Below are 21,646 nucleotides of genomic sequence, written 5' to 3' on the forward strand. Positions count from 1 at the left end.
CCGGAGAGCCGCCTAATGCCTCAGCCTGTGCACATTCTGGCCATCGATCAAGGCACGACATCGACGCGCGCCATCGTGTTCGACAGGCACGCGCGTCCCGTTGCAAGCGCGCAATGTGAGTTCGAACAACATTATCCCGACCTGGGGTGGGTGGAGCATGACCCGGAGGACATTTGGCGCGACACCCTCCGTCTTGCCAAAGAAGCTATCGAGAAGAGCGAGGTGGGTACCGGCGGCATTGCCGGCATCGGCATCACCAACCAGCGCGAGACAGTGGTCGTTTGGGAGCGCGGTACTGGGAAGGTGATCCATCGCGCCATCGTGTGGCAGGATCGCCGTACCGCCAGACTATGCGCCGAACTCAAGGGAGAGGAAGGATTTGAGGCGGAAGTGCGCTCGCGTACCGGCCTTCTCGTCGATCCCTATTTTTCGGGCACCAAGCTCGCCTGGATTCTTGATAATGTCGGCGGCGCCAGAGAGCGCGCTGAAAGGGGTGAGCTTGCGTTTGGCACCATCGATAGTTTCCTGATCTGGCGCCTGACGGGTGGGAAGGTTCATGCCACGGACGTGACCAATGCTGGTCGGACGATGCTCTACAACATCCGCGAGCAACGTTGGGATGAGGAAATGTGTCGTCTGCTGCGTGTGCCGATGCAGGTGCTTCCCGAGGTGCATGATAATGCGCATCATTTCGGCACGACTGACGCTGCGCTTCTGGGCGCAGCAATCCCCATTGCCGGTGTTGCCGGGGATCAGCAGGCCGCGCTGTTCGGTCAGGCTTGCTTTGGCGTGGGAATGGCGAAGTCGACCTATGGCACCGGTTGCTTCATGCTCCTCAACACGGGTACCGAGGCATTGGAATCAAATAACCGCCTCCTCACGACACCAGCCTATCGCCTGAACGGGCAGATGACCTATGCTCTTGAGGGTTCGATTTTCGTTGCTGGCGCGGCGGTGAAATGGTTGCGGGACGGGATCGGCGTCATCACGCATGCTCGTGAAACGAACGATATGGCTACGCGGGTTCCCTCCAGTCATGGTGTCTATATGGTTCCGGCTTTTGTGGGACTTGGCGCGCCTCACTGGGATCCTGATGCGCGTGGTGCGATTTTTGGCCTGACGCTTGACGCGACCCAGGCCCATCTCGCTCGCGCCGCGCTTGAGGCGGTCGCCTACCAGACTATGGATCTTGCAGAAGCGATGGTCTCAGATGGCGGCGCAGCCCCTGCCAAACTGCGCGTCGATGGCGGTATGGCCGCAAATGACTGGCTTTGCCAATTCCTTGCCGACATGCTCGAAACGAAGGTTGAGCGGCCCGTTCATCTTGAGACGACAGCGCTTGGCGCTGCCTTTCATGCGGGCCTTGCGACAGGGCTCTGGGCGGATCTCAACGCTCTGGCCGAAACCTGGACGCAGGGACAGATTTTTGAACCGAAAATGGCGAATTTTGAACGCAAAACGCTCGTCGCCGGATGGCAAGATGCAGTTCGCCGTACGTTGCGTTAGCAACACGATCGGAACCAGCAATGCTTCAAGGGTGGCATACTAATCTGATATCGGACGCGTCGTCGCACTTCGTCGCCATGATTGCGCAGCACCTCCATCAACACGCTGGTCTCGGCCTGCAAACAATGCTGGTTTTGAGCGAGCCCCCTTGAACCCGAAGCAGCGGCAAGGTCAGTGATATGATCTGCCCCCCGCTGAGTGGCCCAGAGACTATGATAGTCTGGACCACGAAAGGGACGATGAATGCCGAGCAAGAAGCACAAGCCGGAAGAGATTATCGGCAAGCTGCGTGAAGCTGAGATTGTGCTGGCGCAGGGAGCCTCGACAGCAGAGGCGTGCCGCCGGATCGCAGTCAGCGAGCAGACATACTATCGCTGGCGCAAGGAATATGGCGGCCTGAAGACCGACCAAGCGCGGCGGATGAAGGATCTGGAGAAAGAGAACCAGCGGCTACGCCGGGCGATTTCGGATCTGACGTTGGACAAGCTGATCTTGCAGGAAGCTGCCAAGGGAAACTTCTAAGCCCCGCGCGGCGGCGGCGCTGCATCGATCAGTTGCGACAAGATTTGCCGATCCGAGTGTCCGAGCGACGGATATGCCGGGTGCTAGGGCAGCATCGATCGACACAGCGCAAGGTGCCGCGTGGGGCGGATGACGAACAGGCGCTCACGGAGGACATCGTCGCGTTGGCGAAGCAATATGGTCGCTATGGCTACCGCCGGGTGACGGCGTTGCTGTGCCATGCGGGGTGGACGGTGAACCACAAACGGGTCGAGCGGATATGGCGACGCGAAGGACTGAAGGTCCCGCTGCGCCAGCCCAAACGGGGACGCCTGTGGCTCAACGACGGATCATGTATCCGCCTACGGCCTGAGTATCCCGGGCATGTGTGGGCCTACGACTTCGTCGAAGGGCGCACGCACGATGGCCGCAAGTTCCGGATCCTGACCATCATCGATGAGGCCAGCAGGGAGTGCCTGGCACTCATCGTTGCCCGGCAGCTCAAACACGAGGATGTGCTGGCGGCGCTGGCCGACCTGTTCATTTCTCGCGGTCCTCCGGTACATATACGGTCCGACAACGTCCTGGGTCACGAAGGAAAGCGAGATTTGGTCAACAGATCTCTATGCGCCGGCATTGAGCGGCGAGGCATGCATTCTGAGCCAGATGGCTTCCACCGTCAACGGGATCGCTCCCTGCCATAGCAAACACAGGATCCAGCGGCGCCGAAGCGGCCGTGGTCCTCACCGTCCTTAGAACGAGATACGCACCCAGGTGGAAGGCCCGAACATTATCTACAGGGTCGCTTTCGCGCCCTCACGGCACTTGCAGAGAGGGGTCCTTCCACCTGGCATCCGACCGTTCAAGGAACGGTCGGTACTCTGTCCCCGTCTTGATGACGGCATGGGCAACGCGCGCCATCTTGGCGGTGAGCGCCGTCATCGCCTTGCGGCGACGATCGGCATCATCCGCGTGCCCGGCAGTGTATCGTCCGAGCTTGTCGCGGAAACTGTTGTTGCGCTGACGTGCGGCGACCTGGGCAGCCATCCAAAAGGTCCGCCGCAATCGCGCATTACCGTACTTGGACAGCATCGTGCGGCCTCGGAATGTACCGGACTGCCGGGTCGCAAGATCAAGACCGCAGAACTTCAGGAACTGACGGTGATGGCTGAAGCGGCGTAGATCGCCTGCCTCGGCGAGAATGGTCAACGCATTGATGGGCCCAATGCCGGGGATCATGCGCAGAAGCTGATAATCGCGGTTTTCGGCCAGCATGGCATGCGCCGTTCGCTCGATCTCGTCGCGCTGCCGGATCAGGTTGCGTGCTTGGGCGATCACCATGCGGAACATAGCGATCGAGACGGAATCCTCGTCGACAGGTAGCGCCACGGAGGCGCAGGCGGTCTCGTAGATATCGTTGATCAGCCGGGCTTTGGACACTTTGCGGCCGACCAAGTCCCATGCTTCGCGGGAGAAAGTCTCCTGGCCGAGCACAGTCATGCTGGCTGGAGTCGGGAATCGTTCGAGCAGAGCAAGGAACCAGTCGGATCGGCTGTTGCCAGCGAAGCGTTCAATCTCCGGGAAATAGAGCGGCAGGTAGTGGGTCAGGATGCGATGCCATGTCTGCGTCTTAGCCTTGGAGATCGCCTCGTGCGTTTTCGACATCTCCTGCAGGTCGTTGATCCCGGCGGCGAGCGGATCGACGTATCGCTGGGTGGCGCCAATCCGCAGCATGTGCAGGATCACTTGCGCATCCTTGGAATCGTTCTTGTCCCAGCCATTGTGCAGAGCCTCGCGCGTTCGAGCCAAGGCAACGGACGAGATCAAGCGCAACTCGAAGCCGGCGGACAGCAGGCGATGCGCCAGCGTGCGATGGTAGTTACCAGTAGCCTCGAAGCCGACGATGATCGGACGCCCGATGTCGCTAAGATCCGTGGCCAGGCGATCATAATCTGCCTTTGTCGCCATCACCGTCATGCGACGTCGGGGTCCGCCTTCTGGACGTTCGATCAGGACCTCCTGGCGGTGTTTGGACATATCGATGGCTACCAGCACGGCGTCGGTGGGATTAGAGCTACGCTTGGTCATGGTCGGTCTGTCTCCAAAGGGTTGAGTCGACAACTTCACTTTAGAGACCTGCGGGCCGATCATGACCGCCTTGATGAAGCCTGCGGGCGCTACGCGCCCTTGCCTTCATCAAGGCAGTGCGCCCCTTCGAGGGGCCGCTTCCCAATGTGCTACGGAAGCGAATTTATCGCGACCGCCGTCCAGAAATGGCTGGGGCAGATCGGCGTGACGACGCTCTACATCACGCCGGGATCACCATGGGAGAATGGCTATAACGAAAGCTTCAATGGATCGCTTCGCGACGAACTGCTCAACGGCGAGATCTTCTACAGCCTCGCTGAGGCCAAGGTGCTGATCGAGGCATGGCGGCGGCATTACAACACCGTTCGCCCTCACAGCAGCTTGGGCTACCGACCGCCGGCACCGGAAACGGCGACACCGCCATATCCGGCCTCCGGTTCCGCTTCGCTCCACCTCCGTCCGAATATGGCGGCGATGGGCTTAATCCACTAACAAACCAATCGGTCCACTCGGTGGGGGCAGATCAGGCTGTGCGGATCGTTTTGTCCGCACATAATATCTCGATCTCGCAAGCATCGATTTCCGATATGCCCTCGGCGCGCGCGAGCCATAGATCATTCCAAAGTCGGCGGGTTTCTTTCCTATGATGTTCACGCGGATAGGCACCGTCGATCCAGTCGTCGACAGTTGGGAATGCCCCTTCCGGATAACCGAAGGTTTTCGTGAATGCCCGGTTGAGAAATCTGATCTCTCCCTCGGGCAAGGTAGCCCAGGAAAGGGGGATCGGTAGAGCATCGAGAATGATATGCAAGTCACGAAACGACAATGCACCTGCCTTCGCCGCACGTTCGAGAAACTCCTTCATGGCTCACCTATTCTGTTCGGCGCATGCGCGCTCTCATAGCTCTAAAGCAGGAATAGCACAGTTGACCTTTAGATTTTATTCCACTGTGCCTGGCACCTAATTGATGACTGGAAAATTGATACGAGGCCGCATTTTTCCCAGTCACATCATGAGGTTGATCCTGCAGCGTCACTCAGCGACCTGCATTTTGTCGTGATCGGTCAGCTGAGTTCGTCGATCTGCGTGGCCCTCAAAAGGCGGAAAAGCAGACCTCGACGCTGGCCGAGCGGCCCGGCGCAACCTTACCAGCCGCCCCCCAGCGCACGATAGAGCTGAACGGTTGCCGTTCCTTGTGCGATGCGGGTCTGTTCCATCTTGTCCTCGTCCGAGAGCGCATCCAATCGGGCCTGCAACACATCGCCCAACTGCGTGCGTCCGGCATCGTACAATATCGCCAGCTGGTCGGCGCGTCGGCGGGCCATGTCGGATGTACGGATAAGCCCGGCCAGGCGTTCGTCCAGCCCCGCCCGAAAACCATAAGCGGATTCAACTTCCTCGAGCGCCGACAGCATGGCCTGGTCATAATTGGCGAGAGCAGCCTCAAGTTCGGCATCGCCCGCCTTGACACTGGCCTGCAACCTTCCGGCATTGAAAAGCGGCATCGATGCGGAAAGGCCGACCAGACCTCCGGTTCCGCCATAGCCCGGCAGGCCGCCCAGTTCGATATGCCCGTTCTGCCCCAGAAAATGGATGGCGAAGCGCGGAAGCAGATCGGCCTTCAGGCTCTTGAGGCGCGCCGCACGCGCGTTCACCAGCCATGATCGCGCCGCGACATCAGGCCGGCGATCAAGAATGTCGGAAGGAAGTTGCCCGGTGGGCGCATCTGGCGTCTCAAAAGTGGCGGAGGCGACCATATCCGGCGCCTGTTCGGGGACGTCGCCCGCCAGCACGGCCAGTCGCCGCTTGCGCGCATCGACGAGGGATGTGAGGGCCGGGCGGGAGGCGCGCAGCGCCTCCAGTCCATTGCGGGCGCGGGTGACATCGGCCGCTGTCGCGGCGCCCGTCCGCTGCCGGGCGGCCGCATAATCGACAAGGCGACTGGCCGTAGCCTCGCTGCGATCGAGGACATCGAGGCGCCGCCTCAGCCCCTGCAGCTGCTGATAATTTTCGACGACATCGGCGGCGACCATGAGCCTGACGCCATCGGCCGTTCGTGCGGTGCTTTCGGAAAGCGCGCGCGCCATTTCGGCGTCGGCATGGCGTCCACCGAACAGGTCAGCCTCCCAGGTGGCTCCAAGACCCACCAGATATCCACTGCCGCTGTTTCCGGACAGCGACGGCAGCATGGCCTGCCACTTGTCATCGATCCCGGCATCGCTCTGACTGGCCCACGCTGTGCCATTTGCGGCAACGGTAGGATAAAGCGCCGATTCCGCGACAGTGACTAGCGCACGCGCGGCGGCGACATGGGCTTTTGCAGCGCGGATATCGGCGTTTGCTTCGAGCGATTTCTCGACCAGCGCATCAAGAGCGGGATCGCCCCACGCCGTCCACCAGCGGTCTGTCCCGGTTATTGCCGCGTCGTTCGCCGCCGCCGCATCCAGGCGATTGGGCGGAGTGATGCGTGGCGCGTGCGCGGGCGTGTTCGGGACGCTGGCGCAAGCGGTGAGCAGCAGCGCGAGCGATGGAGGAAGCAATTGGCTATGCATTCTGATTTTCCTGGGTGATGTCATCCATGACCTTTAGCCCTGCCTTGAGAGCATCGAACGGAAGCGGCTGACGGCCATCGCCACGAAGAACACGCCCGAGCCGCAGATGATCGCGAGTTCCGGCAGGATCGTTCGCACGCCCGCGCCGCGATAGAGGATCGCCTGGGAGAGGCTGACGAACTGGGTGGTCGGCAGACATAGCGCAATCGTCCGGATCGCCGAGGGCATGCTCTCGAGCGGCGTTGCCGCTCCCGAGAGCAGATAAGCGATGGCGTAGACGGGCACTGCGAAGAGCCCGAACTGCGGCATGGATGGCGCGAGCGTTGCCATCCACATGCCGAGCGAGGTGACCGAGAAGAGGTAGAGAAACATCGCGGCAGTGAAGAGCAGGAGAGATCCGGTCAGCGGCACGCCCAGAACGCCATGAACGACGAACCAGAGGGACGCGATCGAGGCCAGCAGGATGACGAGGCCGTTGGCAAGGATCTTGGCGAAGGCGATCTCGCTGGCGCGCACGGGCATCACCAGCAGATGCTCGATCGTGCCATGCTCACGCTCACGGATCACCGCCGCGCCGACGAGGATGATCGAGAGCACCGTCACGTTGGTGACGATCTGCATGACCGAGGTATACCAGGCCGACTGGGCGTTGGGATTGAAATGCATCCGGCTTTCGACCTGGACCGGCAGCGCCTCCAGGAGGCCCCGGGCATGGAGGAAGTCGAGCGTTTCCTGCGCGAATATCTGCTGGAAATAGGCAGCGCCCAGACCTGCCTGCGTCATGGCGGTCGCGTCGACGAGAATCTGGACGGAAGGCGACCGGCCCGCGAGCGTATCGGCTTCGAAGCGGGGCGGGATTTCGATGACGAAGATATATTTTCCGCTGTTCATCGCAGGGCCGATCGCGGATCGCTCGATGTCCTCGGGTGGTTTGAAATAGGGCTGCTGGATGGCATCGCGCAGCCGGCGCGACAGTTCGGAATGATCCTCGTCCATGATCGCGACCGAAGCGTTCATGACCTCTGCGCGTACCCCGTTCGCAACAAGCTGGATCGCCACGGTGAAAGCGAAGAGGATAAGCGCCATCAGCGTCACATCCTTCATGACACTGCGCAGTTCCTTGCCGCTCAGAAGCGCAACGTTGAGAATCCAGCGCGTCATTTCTCCTGCTTTCCCAGCATCAGGCGTGCGCCGCCCACGAAGAGGAATGCGAGCGCCATCAGGGCCAGATAGGCCTGGCCGAAACTGGCCATGCCCAGACCCTTGGTGAATGTGCCGAGACTGACGATCTGGAACCAGGAGGAGGGGAAGGTCAGCCCGATGATATGGCTCGGGCCTGTCAGGGTGGAAACGGGGTAAAGGAGCCCGGAGAAGTTCACCGACGGAATAAGACAGATGAGGGATGTCGCGAAGATGGCGGCGACCTGCGAGCGCACAAAGGCCGAGATCATCAGCCCCAGCCCGGTGACAGACAGAATGAAGAGGAACCCGCCGATCAGAAGGGCCGGCAAGGACCCCTTGAGCGGTACTCCCAAAATGAAGACAGTCACCAGGATCAGCGTCACGAAACTGATCATCGCAAGAAGGGCATAGGGCATCTGCTTGCCGACCAGGAATGCGCCCAGGCTCGCCGGCGAAGCGTAGAGATTGGTGATCGAGCCGATTTCCTTTTCGCGCACGACCCCAAGGGCCGTCAGCATCGCGGGAATGAGGATCATGCAGAGCATCAGGACGCCCGGCGCCATGGCGTAGATGCTGCGAAACTCCTGATTGTAGATGAAGCGCGGTTCGATTGTGGACGAGAGATCAGGCACAGCGAAGGGCTGCGCGGACCGCAACTGGTCCATTGCGTAGCGAAGGAGAACAGCCTCGGCATAAGCGCGGGCGTTCGACGCGGGGAAAGGACTCGCGCCGTCGATCCGCACGTCGACCGCGGGCCGCCGCCCTGCGGTCAGATCGCGTCCGAAGCCGGGGGGTATGTCCAGCACCATCTTGGTCGATGCCTCGCGCAGCGCCTGATCGGCGGCCGCGTCGCTCGCAAGTTCGGGCTCAACCCGGAAATAGCGTGACCCTTCAAAATAAAGTTGCAGGTCACGGCTGGCGGCACTGCGGTCATGATCGAGAACGGCAAGGCGGATATTCTGGACGTCGAAGGAAATGCTGTAGGCTGCAATGCACAGCAGGATGATCGGGCCGATCAGCGCGAAGGCGAGCCGGATGCGATCGCGCATGAGTTCGGTCGCTTCGCGCCGGGCAAAGGCCCAGGCGAAGCCCGGCCAGCTGCCGGCAGCGGTTGGTAATCGCGGCCGGCCGGGAGCCGTCGATCGCGCACCGGCGGCAGGAGTGGACGAAGCGACCGAAGCATCGACCGGCAGATGGGCGGAAGCAGTCGGCGCTTCGTCATTATCCTTCTCGAGGACAGCGATAAAAGCATCCTCGAGCCGCTGCGCATCATATCGCTGTGTGAGTTCCGTCGGCGCGCCGACCGTCAGAACCCGCCCGCGATGCATCAGCGATATGCGGTCGCACCGTTCCGCCTCGTTCATGAAGTGGGTGGAGACGAAGATCGTTACCCCTTCATCGCGCGAGAGGCGGATCAGATGGCGCCAGAACATGTCGCGCGCCGCCGGATCGACGCCGGACGTGGGCTCGTCCAGGATCAGGATCTCGGGTCGATGGAGGCAGGCGGCGGCGAGTTGCAGGCGTTGCCGTATGCCGAGCGGCAGAGCGGCGGGAACGGCATCGGCATGGGCTTCGAGCTCGAACTGGGCAAGCGCGGCCGAAACCAGTTCGCCTGCCTGCTGGCGTGGCACGCGATAGAGCCGCGCATGAAGGACCAGGTTCTGGCGAACCGAAAGCTCTTCATAGAGCGAGAAGGCCTGCGACATATAGCCCACGCGCATGCGCGTCTCCATGTCTCCGGGGGCGATCGGCCGCCCGAAAAGGCTGGCCGTTCCGTCCGTCGCATCGAGCAGGCCGGTCAGCATCTTCATGGTCGTGGTCTTGCCGCAGCCGTTCGAGCCCAGAAAACCGAATATCTCGCCGCGTCCGATGCGAAAGCTCACATGATCGACCGCTACGAAATCACCAAAGCGCCGCGTCAGATCATGCGCCTCGATTGCCGGCGCTTCGCCCTTGTCCTGCCAGGCCGGCACGACCAGCGCGTCGCCCGATGGCCGCTTGTCTTGCGGAAGCAGGCGAACATAGGCGGCTTCGAGCGTATCCGCGCCCGCGTCACGCATGATCTCGCGCGTATCCCCTTGCGCGATCACCTTGCCATCGTCCATCGCCACGAGGTGGCCAAAGCGCTCTGCCTCTTCCATGTAAGCCGTGGAGACCAGCACGGTCATGTCCGGCCGCTCCGCGCACATCGCATCCACCAGTTCCCAGAACTGCCGTCGTGAAAGAGGGTCTACCCCCGTGGTGGGTTCGTCGAGGATGAGCAGATCCGGATCGTGCACCAGCGAGCAACACAGGCCCAGCTTCTGCTTCATGCCGCCCGAAAGTTTGCCGGCGGGCCGGTCCGGAAAGGGTGCAAGCCCCGTCGCGTCCAGCAAGCGCCGCATATGCGCTTCCCGCTCGACTGCAGACAGTCCGAAGAGGCGACCAAAGAAGTCGATATTCTCGCGGACGGAAAGCGTCGGGTAGAGATTGCGACCAAGCCCCTGGGGCATATAGGCGACGCGGGAAAGGAACTCCTCCCGCTTGCGACGCTCGGTGAGATCGAAGCCGAGAACCGAAAGACGTCCCGTTTGCAGCTTTTTCACGCCGGATATGAGGCCGAGCAGCGTCGACTTGCCTACGCCATCGGGCCCGACCAGCGCGGTGGTCTTCCCCTTGGGCAGGGAGAGCGAAACCTCGTTCAGGGCGATGATACCGCCATATCGATGCGAAAGGCTTTCGATCCGTATCGCCTCTTCGGGGAGGATCTGAGCGGGCGGGATCATTTGTCGATCTTGGTGAGGTCGGGCCAGGGCTGGCGCGTATCGGTGCGCACGAACCCGTCCGCCGTCATGCCGGCTTTCAGCCTTCCGTCCAGGCCACGGGCGAGATCAGGCGCGATCTGCAGCTTCACCCGGTAGGACAGGTTCTCGCGTTCGCTGGCCGTCTCGACGAATTTTGGCGTGAACTGCGCATCGGGCGCCACGAAGCTGACGCGCGCGGGAATGGCGTCGCCAAAACCCTGCGGAAGAATGCGTGCCTCGTCGCCGATCCTGATCTTGCCGGCGACCGAAGCGGGCAGGAAGATGGTGAGCCAGGCATCCTCGGCATTGACCAGCGACACGATCTTGCCGCCCGGTGGCAACATGGTTCCAGGCTCGACGATCCGATATTCGACGCGCCCGGGCGTCGGTGCGATGATCCGCAGGTCGGCAAGGCCGGCTCTGGTTTGCGCGATCAGGGCGTCGGCCTGGGCAATGGCCGAGCGTGCCTCGCCGACACCGCCGCCCGCCGCCTGGGCGCCACCTTGCGCAGCACCCAAGGCCAGGCGACGCTGCTCCAGCTCGACGTTCGAGACCATGTCACGCTCCCGCAGCTTGCCGGTCTCGACCCAGTCGATGCGGGCGAGCTGAGCCTGACTGTCCCGCGCGGCGAGCTCCCCTTGCGCGCGCATGAGGGCGGATACTGCCTGTTCGCGCTTGGCAAGCGCTCCGGCGAGTTGGGTTTTGAGGTCTACATCATCCTGCCGGGCGATGACCTGCCCCGCCCCGACGAGATCACCTTCATGGACGTCAAGCGACATCAGGCGGCCAGGATATTTGGCGGCAATATCGGTGCGCGTCATCTCGAGACGGCCGTTGCCGCGCACGATGGTATCGGGGAGCTTGTCGGTGCGTCCAAACATCCACCACAGCCCGAAAGCCAGGGCGATGAGGACGACGGCCAGAATGGGAATGACGATAGGGCCCCGCAGCTTCACGCTATACCTCCTTGAGCGTTCATCGCACGAGCGCCACGCCGATCCGCAGGCGCGTCACGTGCTTGTTATAGTCGAGCAGATTTTCGCCATAGCCGGTGAAGCCCTGGCCGAAGAGATAGAAGTCCGGGCCTCCGCCCAGGATACGCCGGAACGGGTAGGAGAGCTCGGCGGTCAGAGCTCCCTTGCCGCTACCCAGGTTGAGACGGGTAGAAGCCGAGACGCGCAGCCCATCATCCTCGCTTGCCTCAATGAAAAGCCCGCTATTGCCGCGATATCGGCGAATGTCAGGATTGTCCGAAAGGTTTCCGAGATAGAGCCACAGCCGCGGCGCGATCGTCAGCCTTCGGTCCTCGCCGAGCGAGAAGCCGGCCATCGGGGCCAGATAGAGCATGTTGAGGCTGCGCGAGGCTGCGCCATCGCGTCCATTGGACTCATGGCGAAGGCCGATCTGGCCGCTGATCGTGGCCTTATCTGACACGGGCAGGGCAGGCGAGAGATAGAAGAGCTCGGGTTGATAATCGATATTGCGGAAGGGCGAGGATTTCGCCGCCACGTCCCAGAACATGCGCTGGGTATAGGCGAAATAGAGGCCGTCGATCAGCGAGGGAGAGCGGTCCATCCGCGCTCGACTTCCGAACAGCTGATATTTGAAACTGATCTGGATGCGTGCGTCGGTGTTGGTGCCGGGGCCATAGACCGCATAGATCGGTTCGTAGACCGAGAGATTGGGGATGAAAGCATTGCCCCGGGTTCGGTCTGTCGGCGATGGTGTGACGGAGTCTGGCGATATCTGCGGAGAGGTCGGAGGCGTGAGCGAGGGCGCGGCAGTCAGGGCGACCGGGGCAGAGCGGTCGGCCTCAGGATCGACGCCGATCGTCAGGAGGATTTGCTGCGTTGACCAGGAGGGAATGGACAAGGCCGCGCCGTCCATGACGTCCTGAAAGTCGATCCGGTAGCGCGCCGCCGCAAAGCCATTGGCCCGGATCGTCAGAACCGCAGCCTGTTTTTCGCCTCGTTGCAGCCAGACCTTTCGATACGTGCCGTTGCTGACCAGATCGGCCGCAACCTCGTCGGGAAGGCGAACCTCCTGCGCGGCCGCCCCGGCATTGAGAACGCGCACATCGACAAGGATATGTCCGCTCTGATCGCGGTTGCCTGCGCGCTGGACGACATACTCCAGAGCAGCTTGCGCGTGCGCCTGCGACGCCAGTACGGCGCTGGCTGCGAGGGCAAGAGGGGCAGCCCGAACGATCACGCGAAAAGATGCTGCCCGTTATCGACCGGAATGATCGTGCCGGTGATCCGCTTCGCGGCATCGCTGACGAGGAAGGCGGCCAGCGCGCCGACGTCGCTTACGTCAACCAATTTTCCTGCGGGAACCTGCGCGGCAGCCCGATCGAGCAACTCGTCGAACCGGTCGATTCCGCTTGCGGCGCGGGTGGCAATCGGCCCTGGTGAAATAGCGTGTGCCCGAATGGCTTTGGCGCCCAGTTCCGCGGCGACATAGCGCGTTGCGCTTTCCAGGGCCGCCTTGACGGGACCCATCAGGTTATAGTGTTCGACCACCCGCTCCGAACCATAGAAGGTCACGCAAAGCAGGCATCCGCCCGTTGCCATCAGCGGTTCGGCGAGCTTCGCCATGCGAAGGAAACTGTGGCAGGACACGTCCATCGCCGTCGAGAAGCCTTGCGCACTGCTGTCGACCACCCGACCGTGGAGATCCTCCTTCGGCGCGAAGGCGATCGAGTGCAGCAGGAAATCGAGGCCACCCCAGCGTTCTTGCACCTGGCCGAAAAGCGCCTCGAGTTCGCCGGGGATGCGTACATCGCACGGCGCAGTCCATTCGACGCCGAGCTGGTCGACGACAGGCTGGACCCAGTCCTTTGCCTTTTCGTTGAGATAGGTGGCGGCAAGCCGGGCGCCGCACCGGGCAAATGCCTCCGCGCATCCTGCCGCGATGCTATGTTCGTTTGCGATCCCGATGACGAGGCCGCGCTTGCCGGTCAGATCTACAAGCGGTGTCATTGGGCGGTCTCCTGCAGCAGGCTGAGCGTGTGAATTGCGATCATGCGTTCCTCGTCGGTGGGGATGACGAGGGCCTTGATCCGGCTCTCGGGGGCGCTGATCAGCGTCTCACCTGCAGCATTGGCGCGATCATCGATCTCAAGGCCCAGCCATTGGAGCCGGCGACCAATAAGGCTGCGCATGCCCGCGTCATTTTCGCCGATGCCAGCAGTAAAGATGATCCCGTCCACACCCTCCAGCGAAGCGGCAAGGGCGCCGGTGTCACGGGCTACCCGCCAGGCGAAGAGATCAATCGCTTCTTTCGCTTCGGGTGCGTCGCTCGCGGCAAGCGTGCGCATGTCGCTGGAAATGCCCGACACGCCCAGAAGGCCCGATTGCCTGTAAAGCATATCCTCTATCGTCTTGGCGCCCATGCCCATCTGCGTCATGAGATGCAGCACGACACCGGGGTCGAGACTGCCCGAGCGGGAGCCCATCATCAAACCGTCGAGCGCGGTGAACCCCATGGTCGTGTCGACGCTTTGCCCCGCCGCCATGGCGCAAAGGCTCGCGCCATTGCCCAGATGTGCGGCGATGACCTTGCCCGAGGCCAGCGCCGGGTCGATCGCGGCGAGGCGCCGGGCGATATATTCATAGGAAAGGCCGTGAAAACCGTAGCGACGGATGCCCTGGTCGTGAAGCGCACGGGGGATTGCGAAACGAGAGGCGAGGGCTGGCTTGTCATGATGGAAAGCGGTGTCGAAGCAGGCGACCTGAGGCAGGTCGGGATCAAGCTTGGTGATCGCCCGGACGGCAGCCAGGTTATGGGGCTGATGCAGGGGCGCCAGCGGACAAAGTGCTTCCAGCTTGTCGATCAATTCAGAATCGATGCGCCGCGGGACGGAAAATTCTGTGCCGCCATGGACGATGCGGTGTCCGATGGCGGCGATCTCATAGCCTTCAAGTGGATGCTGCATCGCCCAGGAAAAAAGATCGGCCAGCAAGTCGGCGTGGGTAAGGCCTGCGCCATCCGGCCAGGTGCGATCGAGCAGGATCGTACCGTCCGTCCTTCGGGCCTTCAGCGCTGGCACTATCCCGATTTTCTCGATCTTTCCGCCGGCCGCGAGTTGGAGGCTGCCTCCCGGCTCCATGGCGAAGAGAGAGAATTTGATGCTCGACGAGCCGGAATTGAGGCTGACGACCGCCTTCATGCACTCTTGCCCCCGGGCAATCCAGGGGCTGCCGGCGTCACGGCGCGCGCCATCAGCACCGCCACTGCGCAGGACGCGAGACGCGTGCGCAGGCTGTCGGCACGGCTCGTCAGGATGATCGGCACGCGCGCGCCAAGCACGATACCGGCCGCGTCGGCGCCGCCCAGGAATGTGAGCTGCTTGGCCAGCATGTTCCCGGCTTCGAGGTTGGGCACGACCAGAATTTCCGCATGGCCCGCAACTTCGGAAACGATACCCTTTTCCCTGGCCGCGGCCTCGCTGACCGCATTGTCGAAGGCGAGGGGTCCATCGAGAATGCCGCCGCTGATCTGCCCGCGATCCGCCATCTTGCAGAGCGCCGCCGCATCCAGCGTCGAAGGCATTGCCGGGTTGACGGTTTCGACCGCAGCGAGGATCGCGACTTTGGGCGCCTCCATGCCGATCACATGCGCGAGATCGATGGCGTTGCGGATGATGTCGGCCTTTTCCTCGAGGGAGGGGGCGATGTTGATAGCGGCATCGGTAATGATGAGCGGTGTCGGCCGGCCAGGCACGTCCATGACATAGGCATGGCTGATCCGTCGTTCGGTGCGAAGGCCTGTAGCGGAAGAGACTACCGCGCCCATCAGTTCATCCGTGTGCAGTGATCCCTTCATGACGAGCTGCGCTTCGCCCGTGCGCACCAGTTCCACCGCCTTGGCCGCTGCGGCATGACTGTGCGCCACCGGCACGATCCGGAAACCGTCGATCGCGCGCGAGGCCGCAGTGGCTGCGGCCTTGATCTTCGCATCGGGCCCGATGAGGATCGGGGCGATCAATCCGGCTTGCGCCGCATCGATTGCCGCAGTGATGGCGGCTTCGCTGCAAGGATGCACGATCGCCGTCGGGACCGGATCGCTACCACCGGCAAGCTCCATCAGCCGGCGATATTTGTCATGATCGTTGAGGCGAACGTCCGGCAGCTCCGCGCGCGGGCGCAGCACCTTTTCGCCGGGCGCGATCACCTGGGCCTGGCCAGTGATGACATCCTCGCCATGCTGGTTGGCGCAGCGGCAGTCGAGGATCAGGATTTTCTTCTCCGCACGCTTCTCGACGACGGTGACCGAGGCGGTGATCGTGTCGCCCGGTGCGACGGGGCGGCGGAAGCGCAACGACTGGTCCAGATAGATGGTGCCAGGACCGGGTAGTTGCGTTCCGAGGACGGCGGAGATGAGGCCGCCGCCCCACATGCCGTGGGCAATGACGTGGCGGAACATGTCGGTCGCGGCATATTGCGCGTCGAGGTGAGCCGGATTGACGTCGCCAGACACCAGGGCGAAAAGCTGAATGTCTTCCGGCTCGAGCGTTCGTGTGACCGATGCGGTGTCGCCAACTTCGATTTCATCGAAGGTGCGGTTTTCGATCATCGCTGGACCGGCCATCGCTCAACGCTCCTTCACATAGTGGCCAGGTGCCGGATAGAGCGCGGGATATCCCTTGTCGGGCGATCCCATCGGGGGAGGCGGGACGGGCTCGCTCGAATGGTCGACCAGCCATTCGCCCCAGGCGGTCCACCAGCTTCCCTCATGCGGCTCGGCGCGCGTAAGCCATTCCTCCGCGTCGAGCACGGGGCCGTCTTCCACACGATCGAGCACGCTGTAGCGACGCCCCCTGTGGCCCGGCTCCGATACAATGCCGGCATTGTGACCGCCGCTTGTCAGCACGAAGCGGATGGAGGCCGGGGAGAGCATGTGGATCTTGTGGACCGACTTCCACGGCGCGACATGGTCGCGTTCGGTTCCTACGATGAACATCGGTTTGCGCAGCGCCGACAGGGAAATAGCCCGGCCGTCGACCTTGTATTTGCCTTCGGCCAGATCATCATCGAGAAACAGACGGCGCAGATACTGGCTGTGCATGGCATAAGGCATGCGCGTGCCGTCGGCGTTCCACGCCATGAGATCGTTCATGGGCGCACGCTCGCCCATCAGATATTCGGTGAGGATCCGCGACCAGACGAGATCGTTCGAACGCAGAATCTCGAACGCACCGCCCATCTGGCTGCTGTCGAGATAGCCCCGGCTCCACATCATGTTCTCGAGCAGATTGAGCTGGGACTCATCGATGAAAAGGCCAAGTTCTCCGGGTTCGCTGAACTCGGTCTGGGCCGCGAGCAGGGTGACGCTCGCCAGCCTGTCGTCGCCATCGCGCGCCATTGCGGCTGCGGCGATGGACAGCAATGTGCCCCCGAGACAATAACCCAGCGCGTGGATATGCGCGTCGCCGCAGATCGCGTGGATGGCATCGATCGCTGCCATCGCGCCCAGCCGTCGATAGGCGTCCATGTCGAGGTTGCGGTCGGCGCTGCCCGGATTGTGCCAGGAGATGGCGAAGACCGTGTAACCCTGGCCCACCAGCCAGCGGACCAGCGAATTGTCCGGCGAAAGATCGAGAATATAATATTTCATGATCCAGGCGGGCACGATCAGCACCGGCTCCGGATGGACCATCCCGCTCGTCGGTTCATACTGGATCAGTTCGATCAGTTCGTTGCGATAGACGACCTTTCCTGGCGTCGCGGCAACAGTCTCGCCAACCGGGAACGCCTCAACTCCCGCCGGTGATTCCCCTCGTGCAAGGCGGCTCATGTCCTCGAAAAGATGCTCGATGCCGTCGATGAGGCAGCGCCCGCCTGTTTCGACGATCCGCTTCTGGAGCACGGGATTCGCCGCGATAATGTTCGTCGGCGCGACGATGTCGAGGATTTGGCGGGCCGCGAACGCAACCATGTCTTCATGATGACGGTCCACGCCCTTTATGCCCGTCGTGGCGGCGTGCCACCATTGCTGGGTCAGCAGAAATGCCTGCACGAGAAGATCATAGGGCTGTTCCCGCCAGGCAGGGTCGTCGAAGCGGCGGTCCTGGGGCAGCGGCTCGATTGCGGGAAGGGTGTCGGGATCGCCGGCGCGCCGGGCTGCATAATCAGCCAGTCGCATATATTTGCGACCCAGCTTGGTAGCCAGTTGCAACTGCCTGCCCGGAGAGATGGCGAGATGGAGCGCCCAGTCCGACCATGCCTGAACAAGCGTTGCGGGAGACAGGCCATGCGTTGCCTGAGCCACCATCGCAGCCGCTGCGTGATCGAGCGTCTCGGCGAGGCCGTCGAGGGGGTCGGTTTGGTGTTCATCGATCGACATGCTCAATCTCCTGCGGCGGCAGAGCGGCAATGCCTGCGAGCAGGCGAGTCCCTCTGCTGTGTTTCTTTGCGCAGGCGCTCGGCAGCCTGCAGAAAGGTTAAGTACCTCCCCTTTGAGGTTCACCGCGGCGGAGCGCATGGCTCGCCGTGGAGCAAAGTCTCGACGATGGTCTCTGCGATGAGAATTCGGGCGGCGTCCTCAGGGATCTCGGGAGCAAGCGATCGCAGGACAGTAGGAAAGCTGGCGGGTTGATTGGCAGCGGCGCTCAGCAACGCGAAAAAGAGCGCAGGGTGACTGGCCCTGATTATGCCCTGAGCGATTCCGGCCTCGTAAAGCGTCCGACAACTTTCATAGGCAGGATGGATCAGTTGTTCCGTAACCAATGTCGACCGCTCAGACCTATCCGCTGCGTGCCGAACGACAAAATCCCTCACATAGGGATGGTCCGAATAAAAATAGATTATGCGCGTAATCGCGTCGCAAAGTCGGTCATGAACCGAACGGCTATCGTCTGAGGCAATCTTGGAAATTTCCGCGATTATTCCGGTCGTGCTCTGTGTTATCGCTTCCAGGCAGGCTTTCCAGAGTTGAGCTTTGCTTCCGAAATGCACGCGGATGAGGTTTTGACTGACGCCAGCGGCCGATGCGATTCCTCTCAGATCTGCGCGCTCGAACCCGTCATGCGAAAATGCGCAGATGGCAGCCGCCAGCAATTCCTGTCTGCCACCAACCATATCCTTCTGCCTGCGGCCTCGGGGCGACGGGAGAGGATGAATGGCGACTTCTGTCGGCATGTAGACTCCATGATATGTTCAATTGAACATATATTATGGGTTGCACTTGCACAATGCCTGTTCGGCCGAAAAATCGAACGATCAGCAGAGGATGGGCGAAGCGCCTCTGAAAATACGGCAGTCCCGCTGGTGAGTGATCGCGACGCCTGGCGTCGATCAGACACCTTTACCACGCAGTGCTCGCTCCCATCACAACCGGGCCGCCGGGGCGACGAGTTCATAACCGAACTGCAGCGCCTCGCGGCTCCGCATTGAGCGCGATCTCAAGAATATGGAACAGAGTGGAGAGGCTGCGGAAGCTGAAGCCCGCACGCCCCGAGCTTCGCCTCGCTCGAAGAGGTAACGCAGCGGCCGAGGTCATCGGGCTATCCGTTCATCCTCGCGGCGACCGGGCGAACCCAAGCCCAGCGAAACTAGCCGACTCTCGTCCGTCTCGGGAGGCGCCACGGTCGCTGCTTCCCGCTGAGGGTGTCGCACGGAAACCGAGTATCCATACTTGAACGATCGTTCCCGAATCGCTATACATGACCTATGGCAAGACCTCGGGAATTCGACACGGATGCTGCCCTGGACGGTGCGATCACCGTGTTCAGCGAGCATGGATATGAGGGCAGTTCGGCGCAGATGCTCGTGGACGCCATGGGCATTGGGCGGCAGAGCCTCTACGCGGCCTTCGGCGACAAGTGGCAGCTCTATTGCGCGGCGGTGCGGCGCTACGGCATGGGCGAATGCGCGGCGCATTTCGAGGCGCTTCGCAGCGGCGCGCGCGCCATTGACGGGATCGGGGCCATGCTGCGGCGCGTCGTGGAGACAGCAGCCACGCCCTGTCTCGGCGTCGGCTCGACCTGCGAGTTCGGCGCATCGCGGCCGGACCTTGTCGATATCCATGCAGCACTGGGCAGGACATTGCACATGGCCATCGCCTCGCGCATGCGCGACGCGCAGCGTGAGGGCGATGTTGCAGCCAGCCTCGATCCCGAGGCTCTCGCGCAATTCCTGATCGCCAATATCGCCGGGATCCGCGTCGCCGGGCGTGGCGGCGCCGACCGATCAACCCTGGCTGCCCTGCAGGAGATGGTCATGCGCGCGCTGCGCTGACCCCTTTTTTGACCAATTACTGAACGATCATTCAAGATAGGAGAAAGACATGCGAGCAGTGGTGATGACCGCGACCGGTGGCCGCGAGGTGCTGGAGCAGATCGAGCGACCGGAGCCTGTCGCCGGGCCGGGCGAGGCGCTGGTCGAGATCGCGGTTGCCGGGGTCAACTTCATGGATATCGGCGTGCGTCAGGGGATTGCCTGGACTGACATGCCCAATCCCTAGATCCTGGGCGTCGAAGGCGTCGGTCGAGTTCTGGCAGTCGGCGAAGGCGTCGAGGCTGTTCAGCCCGGCCAGCGTGTCGCCTGGGTCTATGCGCCCGGCAGTTATGCTGAGCGGGTCGCGATCCCGGCAACGACGCTGGTGCCGGTTCCCGATGCGGTCGACGATCGAACGGCGGCCTCGATCATGATGCAGGGGCTGACCGCCAGCCATTTCGCGACCGACTTCTATCCGGTCCTGCCCGGTGATATCGCCTTCGTTCACGCTGCGGCAGGAGGTCTTGGCCTGCTCCTGACCCAGATCATCAAGTTGCGCGGCGGCCAGGTGATCGGTCGGGTCTCATCTGAAGAAAAGGTCGCCACCGCCCGGGAGGCGGGCGCCGACCACGTCATTGTCGATACGGAAGGGCGATTTGCCGAAGAGGCCCTGCGCCTGACCGATGGAGAGGGCGTCCATGTCGTCTATGATGGATCGGGACCGACAACGTTTCAGGGTTCACTCGACGTCCTGCGCCGGTCGGGCACCTTCTGCTGGTATGGCCCGGTGCTGGGTGGGCCAGGGCCACTCGATATCATGAGCCTGCCCAGGAGCATCAAGATCGGCTACGCCGTCTTCTTCGACCATATCCATACCCCGGAACTGCTTCGCAAGCATGCCGCGCAGCTCTTCCAGTGGGTCGCGGACGGCAGGCTCAAGGTCCGGATCGGCGGCGAATATGCCCTTGCGGATGCGGCGAAGGCCCACGCGGATATGGAGAGCCGCAGGACCACCGGAAAGTTGGTGCTGATCCCGTGAGCGCTCGGGTCGCCATGGTGTTCGGGGGATCGCGTGGCATTGGCGCCGCCATCGCAAACCGGCTCGCCGGAGATGGTTTCGATCTGGCGCTGACCTATGTCTCGCAACCTGATCGCGCCGCTGAGGTTGTCCAAGCGATCAACGGCCTGGGACGCAGCGCCATCGCGATTCAGGCTGATAGCGCCGATGCCGATGCTATCACCGCATCAGTGGCGCATGCGGTCGATCGGTTGGGCATGCTCGACGTCGTGGTTGTCAATGCCGGCGTCCTTCGCCGCGCGACAATCGAGGCGTTCACGCTCGAGGATCTCGACCTGATGCTCGACGTCAACGTGCGCGGCGTCTTCCTCGCCATCCAGGCTTCGACCGCGCGCATGCGCGATGGCGGGCGCGTGATCACGATCGGCAGCAACACCGCTATTCGAACTGGCTCGCAGGGCAGCAGCGTCTATGCCATGACCAAGGCCGCCGTCGCGACCATGGTCAAGGGCGTCGCTCTCGACCTCGCGCCCCGGCGTATCACGGTCAACAACATCCAGCCGGGACCGATCGAAACCGATCTGACGGCTGCGATGGTTCCGCGCCTGCGCGACCTCATTCCACTTGGGCGGGTCGGCAAAGCGGAGGAGGTCGCGTCGCTCGTTTCCTATCTGATTAGCCCGGCGGCTGGTTACATGACGGGTGCCAGTCTGACGATCGATGGCGGGTATGTGCTCTAGCTATCGCCACGAAATACTGCAGTTCGGTCGATGACGACGAGAATTGCCGGGCGCCCT

General features: G+C 62.3%; 14 protein-coding genes and 4 pseudogenes. 6 read left to right on the forward strand and 12 right to left on the reverse strand.

Going from position 1 to position 21,646, the window contains the following annotated elements:
* Positions 1 to 15: 15 nt before the first annotated feature.
* Both glpK and ACI6S0_RS25290 read left to right on the forward strand, forming a co-directional pair.
* Positions 16 to 1,506: a glycerol kinase GlpK gene (gene glpK, locus ACI6S0_RS25285; protein WP_161735059.1), complete on the forward strand. Its 1,491-nt coding sequence runs from the start codon at positions 16 to 18 to the stop codon at positions 1,504 to 1,506.
* A 243-nt stretch (positions 1,507 to 1,749) separates the two neighbouring features.
* Positions 1,750 to 2,588: pseudogene (locus tag ACI6S0_RS25290) on the forward strand (IS3 family transposase); the annotation flags it as partial.
* Positions 2,589 to 2,801: 213 nt separating this feature from the next.
* Here ACI6S0_RS25290 and ACI6S0_RS25295 read toward each other — a convergent pair.
* Positions 2,802 to 4,095, reverse strand: a pseudogene (locus ACI6S0_RS25295) (IS110 family transposase).
* Positions 4,096 to 4,248: 153 nt separating this feature from the next.
* Between ACI6S0_RS25295 and ACI6S0_RS25300 the strand changes: the two are divergent.
* A pseudogene (locus ACI6S0_RS25300) lies at positions 4,249 to 4,587 on the forward strand (integrase core domain-containing protein); the annotation flags it as partial.
* 31 nt (positions 4,588 to 4,618) lie between these two features.
* On the opposite strand, the gene ACI6S0_RS25305 reads toward ACI6S0_RS25300, so the two are convergent.
* The 11 genes from ACI6S0_RS25305 to ACI6S0_RS25355 form a co-directional block, all read right to left on the reverse strand.
* Positions 4,619 to 4,960 (reverse strand): PAS domain-containing protein, encoded by a 342-nt coding sequence (locus ACI6S0_RS25305; RefSeq protein ID WP_004207052.1) that lies wholly within the window; start codon positions 4,958 to 4,960, stop codon positions 4,619 to 4,621.
* A 281-nt stretch (positions 4,961 to 5,241) separates the two neighbouring features.
* Positions 5,242 to 6,648, reverse strand: coding sequence for an efflux transporter outer membrane subunit (locus ACI6S0_RS25310; protein ID WP_004207053.1), 1,407 nt, complete (start codon positions 6,646 to 6,648; stop codon positions 5,242 to 5,244).
* A gap of 33 nt (positions 6,649 to 6,681) precedes the next feature.
* Positions 6,682 to 7,809 carry an ABC transporter permease gene (locus ACI6S0_RS25315; RefSeq protein WP_017503204.1) on the reverse strand — a complete coding sequence of 376 codons (1,128 nt, stop codon included), beginning with the start codon at positions 7,807 to 7,809 and terminating at the stop codon, positions 6,682 to 6,684.
* Positions 7,806 to 10,595, reverse strand: a complete 2,790-nt coding sequence (gene rbbA / locus ACI6S0_RS25320; RefSeq protein ID WP_004207055.1) for a ribosome-associated ATPase/putative transporter RbbA — start codon at positions 10,593 to 10,595, stop codon at positions 7,806 to 7,808. The genes ACI6S0_RS25315 and rbbA overlap by 4 nt, the downstream gene beginning before the upstream one ends.
* Entirely contained in the window at positions 10,592 to 11,569 is a 978-nt protein-coding gene (locus ACI6S0_RS25325) for an HlyD family secretion protein (RefSeq protein ID WP_004207057.1), read from the reverse strand. The genes rbbA and ACI6S0_RS25325 overlap by 4 nt, the downstream gene beginning before the upstream one ends.
* Positions 11,570 to 11,588: 19 nt before the next feature.
* On the reverse strand, positions 11,589 to 12,824 hold the full coding sequence (locus ACI6S0_RS25330; RefSeq protein ID WP_036526765.1) for a phospholipase A: 1,236 nt from the start codon (positions 12,822 to 12,824) through the stop codon (positions 11,589 to 11,591).
* Positions 12,821 to 13,594 (reverse strand): enoyl-ACP reductase FabI, encoded by a 774-nt coding sequence (gene fabI / locus ACI6S0_RS25335; protein ID WP_004207059.1) that lies wholly within the window; start codon positions 13,592 to 13,594, stop codon positions 12,821 to 12,823. The genes ACI6S0_RS25330 and fabI overlap by 4 nt, the downstream gene beginning before the upstream one ends.
* The gene (locus tag ACI6S0_RS25340) at positions 13,591 to 14,784 is read right to left on the reverse strand and encodes an acetate/propionate family kinase (RefSeq protein ID WP_004207060.1); all 1,194 of its coding nucleotides are present in this window, start codon (positions 14,782 to 14,784) and stop codon (positions 13,591 to 13,593) included. The genes fabI and ACI6S0_RS25340 overlap by 4 nt, the downstream gene beginning before the upstream one ends.
* Positions 14,781 to 16,205, reverse strand: a complete 1,425-nt coding sequence (locus ACI6S0_RS25345) for a bifunctional enoyl-CoA hydratase/phosphate acetyltransferase (RefSeq protein WP_313326527.1) — start codon at positions 16,203 to 16,205, stop codon at positions 14,781 to 14,783. The genes ACI6S0_RS25340 and ACI6S0_RS25345 overlap by 4 nt, the downstream gene beginning before the upstream one ends.
* Before the next feature lie 3 nt (positions 16,206 to 16,208).
* Positions 16,209 to 17,960, reverse strand: a complete 1,752-nt coding sequence (locus ACI6S0_RS25350; protein ID WP_004207062.1) for a PHA/PHB synthase family protein — start codon at positions 17,958 to 17,960, stop codon at positions 16,209 to 16,211.
* Between the two features lie 119 nt (positions 17,961 to 18,079).
* Entirely contained in the window at positions 18,080 to 18,754 is a 675-nt protein-coding gene (locus tag ACI6S0_RS25355; RefSeq protein ID WP_017503672.1) for a TetR/AcrR family transcriptional regulator, read from the reverse strand.
* Positions 18,755 to 19,285: 531 nt separating this feature from the next.
* Here ACI6S0_RS25355 and ACI6S0_RS25360 point away from each other — a divergent pair.
* From ACI6S0_RS25360 to ACI6S0_RS25370, 3 genes and pseudogenes are all read left to right on the forward strand, one after another.
* Positions 19,286 to 19,852: a TetR/AcrR family transcriptional regulator gene (locus ACI6S0_RS25360; RefSeq protein ID WP_004207065.1), complete on the forward strand. Its 567-nt coding sequence runs from the start codon at positions 19,286 to 19,288 to the stop codon at positions 19,850 to 19,852.
* Positions 19,853 to 19,901: 49 nt separating this feature from the next.
* Positions 19,902 to 20,870: pseudogene (locus ACI6S0_RS25365) on the forward strand (quinone oxidoreductase family protein).
* 14 nt (positions 20,871 to 20,884) lie between these two features.
* Positions 20,885 to 21,589, forward strand: coding sequence for an SDR family oxidoreductase (locus tag ACI6S0_RS25370; protein WP_017503671.1), 705 nt, complete (start codon positions 20,885 to 20,887; stop codon positions 21,587 to 21,589).
* Positions 21,590 to 21,646 lie beyond the last annotated feature (57 nt).

This window comes from Sphingobium sp. DN12 (assembly GCF_051058005.1).
GTDB classification, from domain to species: Bacteria; Pseudomonadota; Alphaproteobacteria; order Sphingomonadales; family Sphingomonadaceae; genus Sphingobium; species Sphingobium yanoikuyae.